This window comes from Litoribacter ruber, from assembly GCF_018449405.1.
In the GTDB taxonomy this organism is placed as follows: Bacteria; Bacteroidota; Bacteroidia; order Cytophagales; family Cyclobacteriaceae; genus Litoribacter; species Litoribacter ruber.
Window position 1 is genome coordinate 342,130 of the sequence record NZ_JAHCMY010000001.1, and the last position, 14,451, is coordinate 356,580.

Annotated in this window: 15 protein-coding genes; 8 read left to right on the forward strand and 7 right to left on the reverse strand. The window is 43.2% G+C overall.

The window, feature by feature from the left end; translation table 11 throughout:
• Positions 1–114: 114 nt before the first annotated feature.
• Together KI659_RS01570 and hemL are read left to right on the forward strand one after the other, a co-directional pair.
• Positions 115–1,782 (forward strand): ABC transporter substrate-binding protein, encoded by a 1,668-nt coding sequence (locus tag KI659_RS01570; RefSeq protein WP_213943582.1) that lies wholly within the window; start codon positions 115–117, stop codon positions 1,780–1,782.
• Positions 1,783–1,791: 9 nt separating this feature from the next.
• Entirely contained in the window at positions 1,792–3,081 is a 1,290-nt protein-coding gene (hemL, locus tag KI659_RS01575; RefSeq protein WP_213943583.1) for a glutamate-1-semialdehyde 2,1-aminomutase, read from the forward strand.
• 66 nt (positions 3,082–3,147) lie between these two features.
• On the opposite strand, the gene KI659_RS01580 is transcribed toward hemL, so the two are convergent.
• Both KI659_RS01580 and KI659_RS01585 read right to left on the reverse strand, forming a co-directional pair.
• On the reverse strand, positions 3,148–4,197 hold the full coding sequence (locus KI659_RS01580; protein ID WP_213943584.1) for a DUF3667 domain-containing protein: 1,050 nt from the start codon (positions 4,195–4,197) through the stop codon (positions 3,148–3,150).
• A 112-nt stretch (positions 4,198–4,309) separates the two neighbouring features.
• The gene (locus tag KI659_RS01585; protein WP_246535250.1) at positions 4,310–4,732 is read right to left on the reverse strand and encodes a DUF4168 domain-containing protein; all 423 of its coding nucleotides are present in this window, start codon (positions 4,730–4,732) and stop codon (positions 4,310–4,312) included.
• Positions 4,733–4,894: 162 nt separating this feature from the next.
• Here KI659_RS01585 and KI659_RS01590 point away from each other — a divergent pair, with 162 nt between their 5' ends.
• Complete coding sequence (locus tag KI659_RS01590; RefSeq protein WP_213943586.1) at positions 4,895–5,251, forward strand: Spx/MgsR family RNA polymerase-binding regulatory protein; 357 nt, start codon at positions 4,895–4,897, stop codon at positions 5,249–5,251.
• Positions 5,252–5,261: 10 nt separating this feature from the next.
• Here the strand turns inward: KI659_RS01590 and KI659_RS01595 are convergent, their stop codons facing one another.
• Positions 5,262–5,723: a copper resistance protein NlpE N-terminal domain-containing protein gene (locus tag KI659_RS01595; protein ID WP_213943587.1), complete on the reverse strand. Its 462-nt coding sequence runs from the start codon at positions 5,721–5,723 to the stop codon at positions 5,262–5,264.
• A 3-nt stretch (positions 5,724–5,726) separates the two neighbouring features.
• Positions 5,727–6,683, reverse strand: coding sequence for an NAD-dependent epimerase/dehydratase family protein (locus tag KI659_RS01600; protein WP_213943588.1), 957 nt, complete (start codon positions 6,681–6,683; stop codon positions 5,727–5,729).
• Between the two features lie 165 nt (positions 6,684–6,848).
• On the opposite strand from KI659_RS01600, the gene kbl reads away from it, so the two are divergent.
• Positions 6,849–8,045, forward strand: a complete 1,197-nt coding sequence (gene kbl, locus KI659_RS01605; protein WP_213943589.1) for a glycine C-acetyltransferase — start codon at positions 6,849–6,851, stop codon at positions 8,043–8,045.
• Positions 8,046–8,145: 100 nt separating this feature from the next.
• Here the strand turns inward: kbl and cdaA are convergent, their stop codons facing one another.
• Positions 8,146–9,012, reverse strand: coding sequence for a diadenylate cyclase CdaA (gene cdaA, locus KI659_RS01610; RefSeq protein WP_213943590.1), 867 nt, complete (start codon positions 9,010–9,012; stop codon positions 8,146–8,148).
• Entirely contained in the window at positions 9,009–9,884 is an 876-nt protein-coding gene (gene folP / locus KI659_RS01615) for a dihydropteroate synthase (protein ID WP_213943591.1), read from the reverse strand. Before folP ends, cdaA begins: the two co-directional genes overlap by 4 nt.
• A 14-nt stretch (positions 9,885–9,898) precedes the next feature.
• Here folP and KI659_RS01620 point away from each other — a divergent pair, with 14 nt between their 5' ends.
• Genes KI659_RS01620 through KI659_RS01635 form a run of 4 tightly spaced genes read left to right on the forward strand, consistent with a single transcriptional unit; the run spans position 9,899 to position 12,883 of the window.
• On the forward strand, positions 9,899–10,450 hold the full coding sequence (locus tag KI659_RS01620) for a DUF1599 domain-containing protein (RefSeq protein ID WP_213943592.1): 552 nt from the start codon (positions 9,899–9,901) through the stop codon (positions 10,448–10,450).
• The gene (locus tag KI659_RS01625) at positions 10,443–11,558 is read left to right on the forward strand and encodes a BT_3928 family protein (protein ID WP_213943593.1); all 1,116 of its coding nucleotides are present in this window, start codon (positions 10,443–10,445) and stop codon (positions 11,556–11,558) included. The genes KI659_RS01620 and KI659_RS01625 overlap by 8 nt, the downstream gene beginning before the upstream one ends.
• A gap of 5 nt (positions 11,559–11,563) precedes the next feature.
• Positions 11,564–12,088 carry a shikimate kinase gene (locus tag KI659_RS01630; protein ID WP_213943594.1) on the forward strand — a complete coding sequence of 175 codons (525 nt, stop codon included), beginning with the start codon at positions 11,564–11,566 and terminating at the stop codon, positions 12,086–12,088.
• Between the two features lie 48 nt (positions 12,089–12,136).
• On the forward strand, positions 12,137–12,883 hold the full coding sequence (locus tag KI659_RS01635) for a thioredoxin domain-containing protein (RefSeq protein WP_213943595.1): 747 nt from the start codon (positions 12,137–12,139) through the stop codon (positions 12,881–12,883).
• An 81-nt stretch (positions 12,884–12,964) separates the two neighbouring features.
• On the opposite strand, the gene KI659_RS01640 is transcribed toward KI659_RS01635, so the two are convergent.
• A complete protein-coding gene (locus KI659_RS01640; RefSeq protein ID WP_213943596.1) occupies positions 12,965–14,449 on the reverse strand; it encodes an OmpP1/FadL family transporter in 1,485 nt (494 codons plus the stop codon).
• Between the last annotated feature and the right edge of the window lie 2 nt (positions 14,450–14,451).

Genomic DNA, 14,451 nt, shown 5'->3' on the forward strand with positions numbered 1-14,451 from the left:
ATGCGATTAAATGCATTAAATTCGTGGACTTTCATATTGAGGTATAATATTTGAATTTCCTTAATGTCCTTACCCCCGGACCATTCAGAGGTCCTAATATACATTACGATATTTATGAAAAAACTTTTCTTGCTCTCGGTTTTCCTGATTTCCTTCACGGCTTTGTTTGCACAGGAACAGCGTGATCTGCAAAATTACAACCGAGGAAAACAGCTGGTTTCCTATGGCAACTGGGAGGAGGCGATGGAAGTCCTGCGTCCTTATCTTGACAACCGCCGCTATGGCAGTCTTTCAAATTATGCCCATTTTCATTTTGCCCGTGCGGCTTATGGAAATGGACAACATGAGCTGGCCAAAGGTACTCTTCAAACCCTGCTGGATAACCGTTCTTGGCAGCATCAAGATGAAGCCAGGTACTTGCTGGCCTTATCTCTGTTTAGCCAAAATAAGAATTCCGAGGCATTAAATGAGATTGATAAAATCCAGGATCCCTCCATCAGGCAAGAAGCTGAAAGGGCAACTTTTGATTTCCTTCAAAATGCCAATTTGAGTTGGATGGTGTTGAATCTTCGGAACTTCGGGGAGAAGAATAAAGGTTTTGCTTTGGCACTGCGCAAGCAGCTGGAAGAAAAAACCGTGATGAGCACTGAGGAGAGAAGGGTTTATAATGAAGTGAAAAGCGTAAGAGCTCAAGAAGGTGAAAAATCGGACCGCAAGCGGCAGGTCAACCAGGTTTTGGAAGTTGCCGTGGTGTTGCCATTCAACTATAACGGTGGCTCAGGCGTGAGCAGGCTTCAGGGAAATAACTTCGTATTTGAGTATTATCAAGGTTTGAAACTGGCCGTCGAAGAAGCCAAAAAAGAGGGGGTGGACATTTTGATCCGGACTTTTGATACCGAAAGAAGCGAGGCGGTGACTGAAAGAATATTGGAAGACCCTTTTTTCAGAATGGCCGATGTGATAGTAGGTCCTATTTATCCAGAGGAGGTAGCTGTAGTTTCTCTTTTTGCGGAGCAGCAGGGTATCCCTCAGATCAATCCACTTTCAAACTTGGATGACAACCTAGAGGTAGCCGAAAAATCTTACCTTTTCCGTCCGAGCACCCGCTCGATGAGTAAGGGGATTTTGGACTATGCCCAGAGGAAAACCCCAGAAAAGAAAATTGCAATCGGATATTCCGCGTCCTCAAAAGATGAGTTGCTGGCCAAGCAACTTACCGAGGAAGCTAGGAGAAAAGGTTTTCAGATAGTGAAATCCGAAAAAATTGAGGGCCGAAATACCCGCGATTTCTTCTCAAGTTTGGGAATTGAAAGAGGCGGATCCCCATCGGCTAATTTGGTGATCATTTTAAGTGATGACCCAAATGTCGCTTCTCCTACCTTTGGAGTGGTGGAGTCAATCAATTCGAGAGTTCCGATCTTGGTGCCGGACAGCTGGCTATACTTTAATTTTGCCAGTTTTGAAATGCTGGAACATCAGAACATCCATTTTATTGGGAATAATACGCTGGATTTTGAATCCCCTGATCTGGAACCTTTCAGAGAGGAGTTCTTTGAAAAATATCAGGTTTTCCCAGGGATATTTGCCCACTTGGGATACGAAACTATTTATTGGATTCAGGAGAATTTAAATCCCGACAAGGGGTTTGACTTTGCCCAAAATCTGAGAAGAGCGGGATTCCAAAAAGGAAAACTGACTTTCGGGTTTGATTTCTCCAACGAAAGAGCTAATCAGTATGTACCGATCATGCGATTGGAAAAAGGTACATTGGAAATAGAATAAAAAGGAAGCATGCAGATTTCAAGAAGCAAAGACCTTTTCGCAAAGGCACAAAATTCCATTCCTGGCGGGGTAAATTCCCCTGTAAGGGCATTTAGAGCCGTCGGTGGAGACCCTTTATTTATCAATAAGGCTAATGGGCCATATTTATTTGATGAGGATGGAAACCAGTTTATTGAATTGATCAACAGCTGGGGACCAATGATATTGGGGCACAATCATCCCCAAATTAGAGAGGCGATCCTTAAAGCCGTTGAAACAGGTACCTCTTTCGGAGCCCCCACAGCTAGGGAAATTGAGATTGCTGAACTGATCGTAAGCATGGTGCCTTCAGTGGAGAAGGTAAGAATGGTGAACAGTGGTACAGAAGCCACGATGTCTGCCATCCGCCTTGCTAGAGGCTTTACAGGTCGTGATAAGTTCATCAAGTTTGAAGGGAATTACCATGGGCACGGGGACTCATTCCTTATCGCAGCGGGCTCTGGCGCCGTTACCATGGGGCAGCCTGATAGTCCTGGGGTTACTAGGGGAACCGCGAAAGACACCCTTTTGGCTCCGCATAATGACCTGGAGGCTGTTAAAAAGTTGGTGGAAGCCAACCCAAATGAAGTTGCTGCAATCATTCTGGAGCCAGTGGCAGGGAATATGGGTTGCATCTTGCCTAAGGAAGGCTTTCTGCAAGGTCTAAGAGACCTTTGTGATAAGGAAGGCATTGTCTTGATCTTTGACGAGGTGATGACCGGCTTTAGGCTTGCAAAAGGAGGTGCTCAGGAGCATTTCGGCGTTACACCAGACATTACAACCATGGGGAAAATTATCGGTGGAGGTATGCCTGTGGGGGCCTATGGAGGGAAAAAGGAAATCATGGATTTCGTTTCGCCGGCAGGGCCGGTTTACCAGGCGGGAACGCTCTCTGGAAATCCTATTGCCATGGCGGCGGGTATGGCCATGCTAACCTACCTGAATGAGAATCCATCCGTGTACAGCACGCTGGAAGCGAGTGGCAACCGTTTGTTAAAAGGGTTTCAGGCTACCCAGGAGAAATTGGGCTTGAATTATACCATGACCCATTTGGGAAGTATGTTTAGCCTGTTCTTTACCGATAAGGAGGTTTATGACTTCGAATCGGCCAAGACATCGGATACAGGATTATTTGGCCGTTATTTTCAAGCCATGTTGCACAGAGGGATTTACTTGCCACCATCTCAGTATGAGAGTTGGTTCCTATCCACTGCACTTACCGAAGAGCATATCGACCAAATCATTGATGCGAATGAAGAATCTCTCAGAGAGGTTTTATAAAATTCCTAAAAATATTACTTGTAACTATACTTCAAAAGCTGTCCCGTTGGGTCAGCTTTTGTTTTTTTAAAATACCAACAAGGAAATATACAGCTCCATTAGAACACCTATGATAAGGAGATTGAGGTACACCAACCCAAGTATATTGAACTTCACAAGTGTTTTGAACCAGCCCTGCCCGTGCAGGTTTAAAAGTGAAATGTAGGCATAGGTGGTCACGACCAAAAAGCATATGAATATGGTATATCCAAAATCTGCAAAGTGAAAAGCCATAATACTGATCCCGAGCCCATAAATTAAGTAGGCGAAAGCATGTAATACTAGGCTGTGAATCAGGTGCTCCACATAGAATTTCTTGTGGCGGATGTAAAGGATCTTCAGTAATAAAGCAAAAAAAGGTAGTAACACAAACATCATGATGGGCAAATTTCTTGCTGAATTGCTTACATAGAGATTTGAATTCCCAATAAATTTTCTCTGCTGGGTGATGCCTAAATAGGGAAGGTTGAAATTGAAATCTGTGGTCTCCATAGCTCGGTAAAATGAACTGTCGCTGATGTCAGTATCCTGCGCCATCATCTTGATATCCCGCCACTTTAGCTTCACCGTACCCAATGTGTCCTGGGCGTTCTTTCCCCCTAATGACCCCAAGCTATAGCTTCCGACTATATTGAGCATGCTATCCAGTTCTTGCCTATCCTTTTCGGGGATTTCATCCAGCTTCATTTTAACACGATCGTTGTCTTCAATTGTCATATCCCATAGACCTGCCGACATTAGCTGGTCAAATAAGTTTGGCGGCACTACCGCGCTGATTGCAAAGAAATAGAAAAGGGACAGGATAAGGTATAATCGGATGGGATGAAGATATCGCCGACGTTTTCCTTCATTGAAAGCCTTGGTAATCTTGCCCGGCTTCAGTAAAAATGCGGGGATAGTTCTGTACAGTGAACTGTCAAAACTTAAATAATTGGTTATGAAATCATTTAAAAATACGAATAGGGAAACATTTTGGTCATGGTTTTCCTGGCCGCACTGGGGGCAAAAGTTATCTTCAAGTTTTAAGGGAAGCCTACAATTGAGACAGATATCAAGTTTCCGCCTTTGCTTTATCATAGTGTATCTGAAAAAAGTGAATTTACACCAATTTTTCTATAAAAAGCTAGGTTTATGGGCATAAAAAAAGCCACTCTTTTTAAGTGGCTTTTTTTGTCAGAATGATGACTTATTAATTTTCGTCATCCATCATGCTGTCGATTTTGGTTCTTACCTTTTCGCTCTGCTGGTAAGCCATCATCATTTCTTGGAATTTCTGCTGATCCATATCGTTTTCAGCCATTTTTTCCTGATAAGCCTGTCCGATTTCCTGGTTCATTTCAACCACTTTCTGACCTGCCTCATTGAATTTCGCTATTTCATCTGGGTCTTGAGAAACCTCTTTAATGTTTCCTGCCTGCTGTGCCTGTGCTAACTCATTGAATCTGTTGACATCAAGTCCGGTTTCTTCAATGGTTTCCATCATCTTCGACTGCATTTCTTCCTGCAGAGGAATGATTTCTTTGTTGATTTTCACAAACTTCTCATATTCTTCGTCAGTGAAGTTATCATTCACCTGCTGCTGTTGTTGTGGCGGCATTTGTTGCTGAGCCATAACACCCAAAATAAGCGCAAAAGAAAAGATGAAGGATAAAGTGAAAATTTTCGATAACTTTGAATTAATCATAAGTTTGGGTTTTAGTTTTCATTTAGTGTAACGCTAATATACAAAAAATAACCCTGAATTAGAGGTTTTGTTCTATTAAATAAAGTTAATATGATAAAAATTTATGGGATCAAAAATTGCGATACCATTAAAAAAACATTGAAAATGCTCGATTCCGAGGAAATAGGCTATGTTTTTCATGATTATAAAAAACAAACCCCATCACGGGAATTGCTGAGCGAGATGATTCAGGCACTTGGGCTTGACACTGTCGTCAACAAGAGGGGAACGACTTTTCGAAAGCTTGACGAGAGTCAAAAAGGAGCCTTGGATTCCCAAGAATCTGCGATTCCCGTGCTAAAGGAAAACAGCAGCATGATCAAAAGGCCTATAATCCAACTAGAAAACGGCACATGGATAGCCGGCTATGATGCATCATTGCCAGAGCAAGTAAAAGGGGCCCGCTAAGGCCCCTTTCTTATTTTCGTTTTAAGCTGTAATTCAAACTTGATTCTATTTTTTGGCCTTCTTGATCGAGAAGGGTTAGATCTCCATTATCCTCCAGTGAAAGCCTGATGAGCCTGTTGTTCTCCGTGTTCAATACAATCATTTGATCCTCCGAATCCGGCAGACGCTGGATTTCATAACTTCCGAAACTTTCCACCGTGCGGTCCCCATCTCTGGTGCCCACGTAGGTTTCGTAAAGGTCAAATTCACCACTTCTTTCCTGCTCATAGTTTTCCAGCCTGATCTCAATTTCAATCCGCTCACAGTCGGCACAGGGGATGGATCCCTGATATGTAACCCAATTGGATTCCTCTAAGCCCCCAAGATTGACTTCCTCTCTTTGCCTATCGGCAGGGGATGTGTGGTGAGTTTCCTTGGATTCACAGGCCAGAAGACCTAAAAGAATTACTGTCGACGTGAGTGCAGTTTTCATAGGCTATTTAAAATTGACCATATACTCCGGTAAATTGGCTAGAATATCTGAGGTCATTTTCTGAAGGTCATATTCATGCCGCCATCCCCAGTCGGCCCTGGCCGCACTGTCGTCTATACTGTCCGGCCAGCTGTCGGCAATTTTCTGTCTGAAGTCCGGCTGATAGCTGATTTCAAAACTAGGGTATTCCATTTTGATGGCTTCAAAAATCTCCTTTGGGGAAAAGCTGATAGCGGCAAGGTTATAACTGCTTCTTACCTTGATCTGTTCAGCCGGCGCATGCATTAAATCCAAAGTGGCCTTAATGGCATCGGGCATGTACATCATGGGAAGATAGGTATTCTCGGAAAGGAAACACTCAAACTTTTCACCATCGATGGCCTTATGAAAGATATCCACTGCATAATCAGTGGTACCTCCTCCGGGAAGAGACTTGTAGCCAATCAAGCCTGGGTATCTCAGGCTTCTTACATCCACGTTGTATTTCTGGAAATAGTATTCACACCATCGTTCTCCGGCCTGCTTGCTGATCCCGTATACCGTGTTTGGATCCATAACGCAGTTTTGAGGAGTGTTTTGCATAGGGGTGTTGGGACCGAAAACCGCTATAGAAGAAGGCCAATACACTTTATTCAACTTAAACTCTTTGGCTAATTCCAGTACGTGTAGAAGGCTGTCCATGTTGAGGTTCCAGGCAAACAATGGGTTTTTCTCCCCCGTGGCCGAAAGAATCGCCGCCAGGTGGTAGATTTGGGTGATGTTTTCATTTTTTACCAAGCTCCTTAGCCTATCCTTATCCATCACATCTAGGACCTCGAATCTGCAGTAATCAAATTTTACGGCAGCCGACTGATTGATATCCGTAGCGATGACCTGCTCCCCGCCGTACATGTTGCTCAAGGAAAGGGTGAGTTCTGAACCAAGCTGTCCGGCAGCGCCAATAATTAATATTTTCTCCATTTTTGTCTCATTTTCAAAGCCTGGATAAACCTGATGGCTCCAGGAATTTTGATTATATTTGGGTATTCGTTGCACAAAATTAACAAAATCAATGAATCCTTAGAGGGTTTCTGAGGATAACATTTTCCAATTTTTAAGAACCATAACCAATTAAAAATCTTTAATATGTACGATACCTTAAAGCCAAAACTGGAAAAGGAAATCCAGGACATCAAGGATGCCGGATTATATAAGACAGAAAGAATAATCACTTCCCCCCAGGCTGCCGAAATCACCATCGAAGGCGGCCAGAAAGTACTGAACTTCTGCGCCAACAATTACCTCGGCCTTTCCAGCCATCCCAAAGTTATCGAAGCGGCAAAAAATGCCATCGATACCCACGGTTTTGGATTGTCCTCCGTCAGGTTTATCTGCGGGACACAGGATATCCATAAAGAATTGGAGAAAAAGATTTCTGAGTTTTTGGGGACTGAGGATACTATTTTATATGCTGCTGCATTTGATGCCAATGGGGGTGTGTTTGAACCTATTTTAGGTCCAGAAGATGCTATTATCTCCGATGCGCTGAATCATGCATCTATCATTGACGGGGTGAGGCTTTGCAAAGCTATGCGATTCCGATACAAGCATAATGATATGGAAGATTTGGAGGCTCAGCTTAAGGATGCCGATGCCAAGGGAGCAAAGCAAAAGATCATCGTAACGGACGGGGTTTTCTCCATGGACGGCACAATCGCCCAATTGGACAAAATCGTGGAACTTGCCGAAAAATACCAAGCCTTGGTGATGTCTGATGAGTGCCATTCCACAGGGTTTATGGGCAAAACCGGAAGGGGAGTACATGAGCTGAAAGGGGTAATGGGAAAAATTGATATTATTACAGGTACCTTGGGTAAAGCACTTGGTGGAGCGTCAGGAGGATTCACATCTGGAAGAAAGGAAATTATTGACCTGCTCAGACAGCGTTCCAGACCGTATCTGTTCAGTAACACCTTGGCTCCATCTATTACGGGAGCATCGATCATGGTGTTTGACCTGCTGTCCGAGACTACTGAATTGAGGGACAAATTGGAGGAGAATACCAACTATTTCCGCTCAAAAATCAAAGAAGCCGGGTTTGATATCAAACCGGGCACGCATGCCATTGTACCTATCATGCTTTATGATGCGGTATTGTCACAAAAGATGGCAGAAAAACTTTTGGAAAGAGGTATTTATGTGATTGGGTTTTACTACCCTGTAGTGCCAAAAGGAGAGGCGAGAATCCGCGTTCAGATCTCTGCTGGACATGACAAACAGCACCTTGACCAAGCTATAGAAGCCTTTATTGAAGTAGGAAAAGAGCTAGGCATAATCGACTGATAATGCGTCAGCATTCATTTTACAATGGAAAGGGCCATGAAGCGGAAGCTTCATGGCCCTTTCTTTTTCACATCCGACATCCGTCACCCGACATCGTCCATTAATCCAGCTCCTTTGCTTTCCTGATTTTTTTCCTTTCCGACACGCTTACCGCTTCAAACTTGTCATCTACATCGATTCCGGATAAGTAGTCATTCAATATTTCTCTGACTTCCTGGAAGGAAAGGTTGTGCAAGATCTTGCCGTTTTTTGCCAAGGATACCTGGCCCGTTTCTTCTGAAACAATCAAAATAAGAGAATCGGTCGCCTCGGACATCCCGATGGCCGCTCGGTGGCGTAGGCCAAACTGTGCAGGGATTTCCCTTTCGGTGACAGGCAGGATACACCTAGCAGCTTTTACACGGCCGTTATAGATGATGACCCCACCGTCATGGAGAGGACTGTATTTGTTGAAAATGCTTATCAATAACCTTTTGGAGACCACCGCATCGATCAAATCACCACTTTCCGCATAAAATTTCAACTCGGAGTTTCTGGAAATTACCATCAAGGCACCTGTGCTGGTTCCGGCGAGAGACTTAGACGCTTCAAGGATGGGAGTAATGTTAAACGCCTGGGTTTCTCTTTTTTTCCAAAACAACAACTCACGAAACACATTTTCATTGGAAAAAATGGAAGACCTGCCTATTATTAAAAGAAACTTACGGATCTCAGGCGCAAAGAGAATAATGGCCGCAATCACACCTACACCCATGAATTGGCCCAGAATAATGGATAAAAGCTCCATTCGGGCGGCATTCACCACCAGATAAATCAAATAAAGGGAAAGGAAGCCCAAGAAAATCTTAATCGCAACGCTACCCCGCATCAGCTTGTAGATCTGATACAATAGAAAGCTTACCAGGGCAATGTCAAGAACATTGACCAGCGAGATTTCTAGAAATCCTATTCTGAAAAGTAGACTCAAGGGTAAAGTTGTTTATATAATTGGATCGTTTCTTTTGCTTCTTTTACGTCATGGACCCGGAGAATGTCTGCGCCATTGATTAAAGCAGCCATATTTAGGGCGGTAGTCCCATTTAGGGCATCCTCTGGGCTGGTCTTCAAAAGCTTGTAAATCATGGACTTTCTTGAGATCCCAACTAAAATGGGCGTATTCAAAAATTTAAAATAACCCAAATTCCTCAGCAATTGAAAGTTTTGTTCTAAAGTCTTTGCAAAACCAAATCCAGGATCAAGTACTACATCATTAATGCCAGCTTGGCGACATTGGTTCAGTTTTTGTTGAAATCGGGCAAATATTTCTCTCTCCAAGTCTTGATAATCGGTTTTGGAGGCCATATCCTGAGGTGTGCCCCTCATATGCATGCAGATAAAGGGTGTTTTGAGTTTGCCCACCACCTTCAGCATGTTGGGGTCTAGATCGCCACCCGAAATATCGTTCACCATGTCAGCCCCTGATTCCACTGCTTTTCTGGCCACCTCAGACCTAAAGGTGTCCACCGAAATCAGAATATCCTGATTCTGCTTTTTAACCTCTTGAACCCCTTTTAAAACCCGCTCCGTTTCTTCCGCTTCGCAGACCTCTGCAGCACCCGGTCTGGTACTGTAGCCACCGATATCAATAATATCGGCTCCCTCGGTAATCAATTTTTTTACGGCACTTTCCAAGGAATCCACTGATCTGCTTTCAGAAAAAAATGAATCGGGAGTTACATTGAGAATGCCCATCACCCAAGGGGTGTCCAACGTCCAGAGCCTCCCATTGATGTTAAGGGTTATTTTTTTTGGGGGAAATAAATTATCTTCGATGCCAGAAGAATTAAAATTGTCGACCATTAAATAAAAATACTTTGAAAACGGAAACCGTGAGCGAATATAATCAAGTTATTCACCTTTGTAAAGAACTTTTCAAGAAGAAAACTTTAGATTATGGAACTGCTTGGAGAATTTTGAGGCTTCCTTCTATTACAGACCAGATATTCATCAAAGCCCAACGCATACGGTCCATACAGGAACTTGGAAACCAAAAAGTGAATGACCCTATTCAGGATGAGTTTATCGGTATCATCAACTATTGCATTATAGCTCTGATGCAGTTGGAGCTGAAAGATGACAGCAACCTTGAAATTGAATATGAAAAGCTTGAGCCGCTTTACGACAAGTGGGTAAATGCCACCCGTGCCTTGCTCGAAAACAAAAATCATGACTATGGCGAGGCCTGGCGGGACATGAGGATTTCTTCCATAACCGATATTATATTGATGAAGCTGTATAGGGTTAAGCAGATAGAAGATAATCAAGGGCAAACCTTGGTGTCTGAAGGCATAGAAGCCAATTATCAGGACATGATAAATTACTCCGTTTTTTGTTTGATAAAATTAGGATTCCATAAAAATGATTAAGCAAATCTTCCTTTTGATAGTCCGCTTTATAGTTGGCGGTCTATTCATCTTCTCGGGCCTCATTAAAGTAAATGACCCCATCGGGACTTCCATCAAGTTGGAAGAATACTTTGATGTGTTCAGTTATGATATTGCCCCTTTCTTTGCCAATCTTAAGGCTATTTCCCTTCCGCTGGCTGTCTTTCTAGTAGTGGTGGAAGTGGTGCTTGGCATCATGCTTATCATTAATTATCGCCCCAAGTTTACCACCTGGGCCTTGGCAGTAATCATTGTGTTTTTCACATTTTTGACCTTCTACTCGGCTTACTTCAATAAAGTCACAGACTGTGGCTGTTTTGGCGACGCCATTAAACTTACCCCGTGGGAAAGTTTCTCCAAAGATGTATTTCTATTGGTGCTCATAGCCATATTGCTGATCTTCAACAAAGATCTTAAGCCAAACAATAGTTTTCCGGCCATGTTGGTTTCAGTCTTTTCCCTTGTAATTTCCACCGGGTTGGCAATCTACGCCATCCAAAATCTGCCATTTCTGGATTTCAGGGCTTTTAAAGAGGGTACCGATATACCTGCAGCCATGCAGCCCTCTGCCAATCTGGAGTACAGCTATGTGATGGACAGGAATGGGGAAAGGGTAGTAATGGATGTTTATCCCACAGGGGATGAATATGAGTTTGTGGAAATGAAGCTTAAAAACCCAGAGGCGCTTCCCAAGATCTCGGATTTTGCCATTTGGAACTCTCAAGGCGACTTCACCGACGAGATTTTAAGTGGCAACAAAGTCCTGATTATGGTAAGCAACATCAGTAAAATCAACGAAAGTAATATTGACAGGATTACAGAATTGGTCCGTGGATTTAGAAGCACATCCGTAGAAGTGGTATTTGTTTCTGCCTCTTCTGAGGAGGAAGCGGAGGCATTAGTTGCACTTTACGGTTGGGATATAGATTATTACCTTGCGGATGCCACAGTAGTAAAAACCATCCTGCGTTCAAATCCTGGGATCATGGTGCTGGAAAATGGGAAGGTCAAGGGGAAATGGCACCACAACAATACTCCAGCAGTATCGGAAGTCGAAAAGCTGTTCAATGATAATCCGGTCAGTTCTTGATTTTTATGAATAAGGAAAAAATAATCTTAGTAGGGATGCCAGGTTCCGGAAAAAGTACTTTGGGAAAAGCTGTGGCAGAAGTGCTGCAGCTTTCTTTTTTTGACCTTGACCAGGTGATCGAGGAAGAGGCCGGCAGGTCTATTCCTGAGATTTTTGAAGAGCTTGGAGAGGAAGAGTTTCGGATGCTTGAAAGGAGGGCATTATCCAAAATGCTAAATACACCACATGGCTATGTGCTTGCCACAGGGGGAGGGGCACCCTGCTTTTTTGACAACATGGAAGAAATCAATGCTGCAGGCCTTTCGATTTTCCTTGACCCACCGTTGGAGCAGATTTTAATCCGGTTGTCCCATTCCCAAAACCGGCCCATGTTTGCTGGATTGGACTCAGAAGCGCGGTTGGCCAAGCTCCGAATGATATATGGCCAAAGACAGCCTTTTTATAGAAGAGCGCATTTCAGGTTAAATAACATAGCTGTAGTGTCTGATATCCTTGCTTTGGTCGATAAAAGGGAAGGCGATGATGAATAGTTTGTAAAGAAGACTAAACTGTCTTATTTTTGACGCAAATCACTTAATATGAAAAAAATATTATTCGTTCTCGCTTTATCCACCATCCTAAGTGCATGTGGTGAAGGCCAATTAAAGGTACAAGATCAAAATGTTTCTGATTTTCAGGTTCAGGATGTGAATGCCACTAATTTCAAGGAAGTTATAGAGCAGGGAGAGGGGATTATCTTGGATGTGCGTACTTCAGAGGAAGTGTACTCTAAAGGGTATATTCAAGACGCCAGCCTTCTGGATTATTATGATGAAGATTTCAGGGAAAAAATCAGCCTGATGTCAAAAGATAAGGATATTTACCTGTATTGTGCTTCAGGTGGAAGAAGTATTGAGGTAGTCAAGATGATGGAAGAGCTTGGGTTCAAGCGGGTTTATCATCTCAACAATGGATTGATGGATTGGGAGAATGCCGGCTTTACCTTGGTTAAAGATGCCCTTGCCAAGGATGATAAAATTGAAGAGTTGAGCTTGGATGAGTTTGAAGCCATGTTAGTGGCAGATAAACCGATATTAATAGATTTTCACACCGTATGGTGTGCACCTTGCCGCAAAATGGCTCCAATAATTGACAAAGTGGAGGAGGACCTAAAAGATATGGCAATTATCAGACGTATTGATTTGGATAAGAGCAAAGAGGTAGGTAAAGCTTACAGTATCCAAGGGGTGCCCGTTTTTGTGATCTTTAAAGACGGCAAAGAAGTTTGGAGGCACAATGGGATTATTTCTGAGGAAGAATTAAAAGTCCAGCTTAATAATATCTAAGATGGTTACTTCCTCAGTTTCAGGAGGGAAGTTTAAAATAAAAAGAGAGGCTGTCTTTACAAAGGCAGCCTCTCTTTTTATTTAGAAGTTGAACCCTAGGGTTAGGATCCCTTGAGTAATTGTATTTCTGATATCCGCAACTGGTCCCAATTCTCGGCCAGCTGCATCAATAAGTGAATAGCTTCTATAAGTTTGGTCGAATTGCGTGTGGTTGATGCCAAGGTCCACATAGAATTTCGGCAACCTTACCCCTATACCGCCCGAGATAACGGATTGGTGTCTTTGAGAGTTGGGGTCATCAAATGGGTCTCCATAGTAAGCATAGCCAGCTCTTACACGAAACATTTCGTATCTAAATTCCCCACCTCCTCGGAAGTTGAAGGTTTGTCCGTAAGTTTGCTGAATCGCCTGATTGTCCAATTGAGGGTTGAAATCCCTGGAGTTTAAGAACATTGTGCTGTAATCCACATAATCGATATCGGCTGAAATGAAACCATTTTTTCCTACAAAATAAGTCGCACCCGCATTAAATTTCATTGGGGTTCTCAGGTTGTATGTGCCCAGCAAGATGTCTGTACGTGCGTCAAAAGTCTCAGTAGGGTTGGCAAATTCGGAAATAATGTTGGCATCATATTCTTCATTTAGCCTGTACCAGGTTGGACTTTGAAAATTAAGTCCCAGGTTTAATTCATCTACCGGTTTGTAAATGGCGCCCAAATTTAAATTTACCCCAGTGCCGTTAATAAAAAGGTTTTCTCTTAGGTCATAGCCAACCAAATCTCCAAACTGCGGATTAAAGTCTTCCGTAAATAACTTAAATTGAGAGTAGCTGATGCTTGATACCCCTAATGATCCCCCAAGGAAAAGCTTGTTTTCAAAATTGGCACCGTAGGCGAAAGTAACCTGGGTAACACCGCCTTCGGTTATAACTTCTTCATACATTAATGGGTCAGAACTGTTTGTGGAGACATATTCTGTTCCACCTGGAGAAGTAGGGGCTATAAGTGCTGTACTGAAGCCCAGGCCGGTTAAACTGTTTTCCTGATCCAAAACGGCTCCCTGGGCGCCAAATGCATCTGCAGCAAAGTAATCCGTCAGGGAAGTTGGGGTTACATTTCGGAAGGCAAATTCACTGTTGAAGTTGGCAGTTCTGTTAATACTTACCCCAAAGGCTCCTCCTTTAAAAGAACCGGGAGTCAAAGGATCTCTCGGGTTGGCTATTACCAAACTCAGATTGGGTAAGGCGAAGTTAGTGGTTGGAATATTTCCAAACTCAGAAGCATTGTTCAAATAAGAATCGGTATTCCAGCCCCCATAGGATGGGGAAAGGCTGAATTCTGATCTTCTGAAGAATCCCAGACCTGCGGCATTACCATGAATATTGGAAATGTCGCCACCTAGGGAAAACTGCGTTCCCGAGAGGCCCATCACCCGGGCTGAACCTGTAGAGTTGAACTGACTGAATCTTAAAGCATCTTGATAATACCCGCTTTGGGCCATAGAGGATCCTGTTCCCAGCACACTAAAAGCAGCAATCCCTAAAATCCACTTGTTGATTGATTTCATCT

What these genes read in the sequence shown, in the direction of transcription:
- KI659_RS01570 (WP_213943582.1), top strand. Translation starts at nt 115, where the DNA reads ATGAAAAAACTTTTCTTGCTCTCGGTTTTCCTGATTTCCTTCACGGCT.
- hemL (WP_213943583.1), top strand. Translation starts at nt 1,792, where the DNA reads ATGCAGATTTCAAGAAGCAAAGACCTTTTCGCAAAGGCACAAAATTCC.
- KI659_RS01580 (WP_213943584.1), bottom strand. Translation starts at nt 4,197, where the DNA reads ATGATAAAGCAAAGGCGGAAACTTGATATCTGTCTCAATTGTAGGCTT.
- KI659_RS01585 (WP_246535250.1), bottom strand. Translation starts at nt 4,732, where the DNA reads ATGGCTCAGCAACAAATGCCGCCACAACAACAGCAGCAGGTGAATGAT.
- KI659_RS01590 (WP_213943586.1), top strand. Translation starts at nt 4,895, where the DNA reads ATGATAAAAATTTATGGGATCAAAAATTGCGATACCATTAAAAAAACA.
- KI659_RS01595 (WP_213943587.1), bottom strand. Translation starts at nt 5,723, where the DNA reads ATGAAAACTGCACTCACGTCGACAGTAATTCTTTTAGGTCTTCTGGCC.
- KI659_RS01600 (WP_213943588.1), bottom strand. Translation starts at nt 6,683, where the DNA reads ATGGAGAAAATATTAATTATTGGCGCTGCCGGACAGCTTGGTTCAGAA.
- kbl (WP_213943589.1), top strand. Translation starts at nt 6,849, where the DNA reads ATGTACGATACCTTAAAGCCAAAACTGGAAAAGGAAATCCAGGACATC.
- folP (WP_213943591.1), bottom strand. Translation starts at nt 9,884, where the DNA reads ATGGTCGACAATTTTAATTCTTCTGGCATCGAAGATAATTTATTTCCC.
- KI659_RS01625 (WP_213943593.1), top strand. Translation starts at nt 10,443, where the DNA reads ATGATTAAGCAAATCTTCCTTTTGATAGTCCGCTTTATAGTTGGCGGT.
- KI659_RS01630 (WP_213943594.1), top strand. Translation starts at nt 11,564, where the DNA reads ATGAATAAGGAAAAAATAATCTTAGTAGGGATGCCAGGTTCCGGAAAA.
- KI659_RS01635 (WP_213943595.1), top strand. Translation starts at nt 12,137, where the DNA reads ATGAAAAAAATATTATTCGTTCTCGCTTTATCCACCATCCTAAGTGCA.
- KI659_RS01640 (WP_213943596.1), bottom strand. Translation starts at nt 14,449, where the DNA reads ATGAAATCAATCAACAAGTGGATTTTAGGGATTGCTGCTTTTAGTGTG.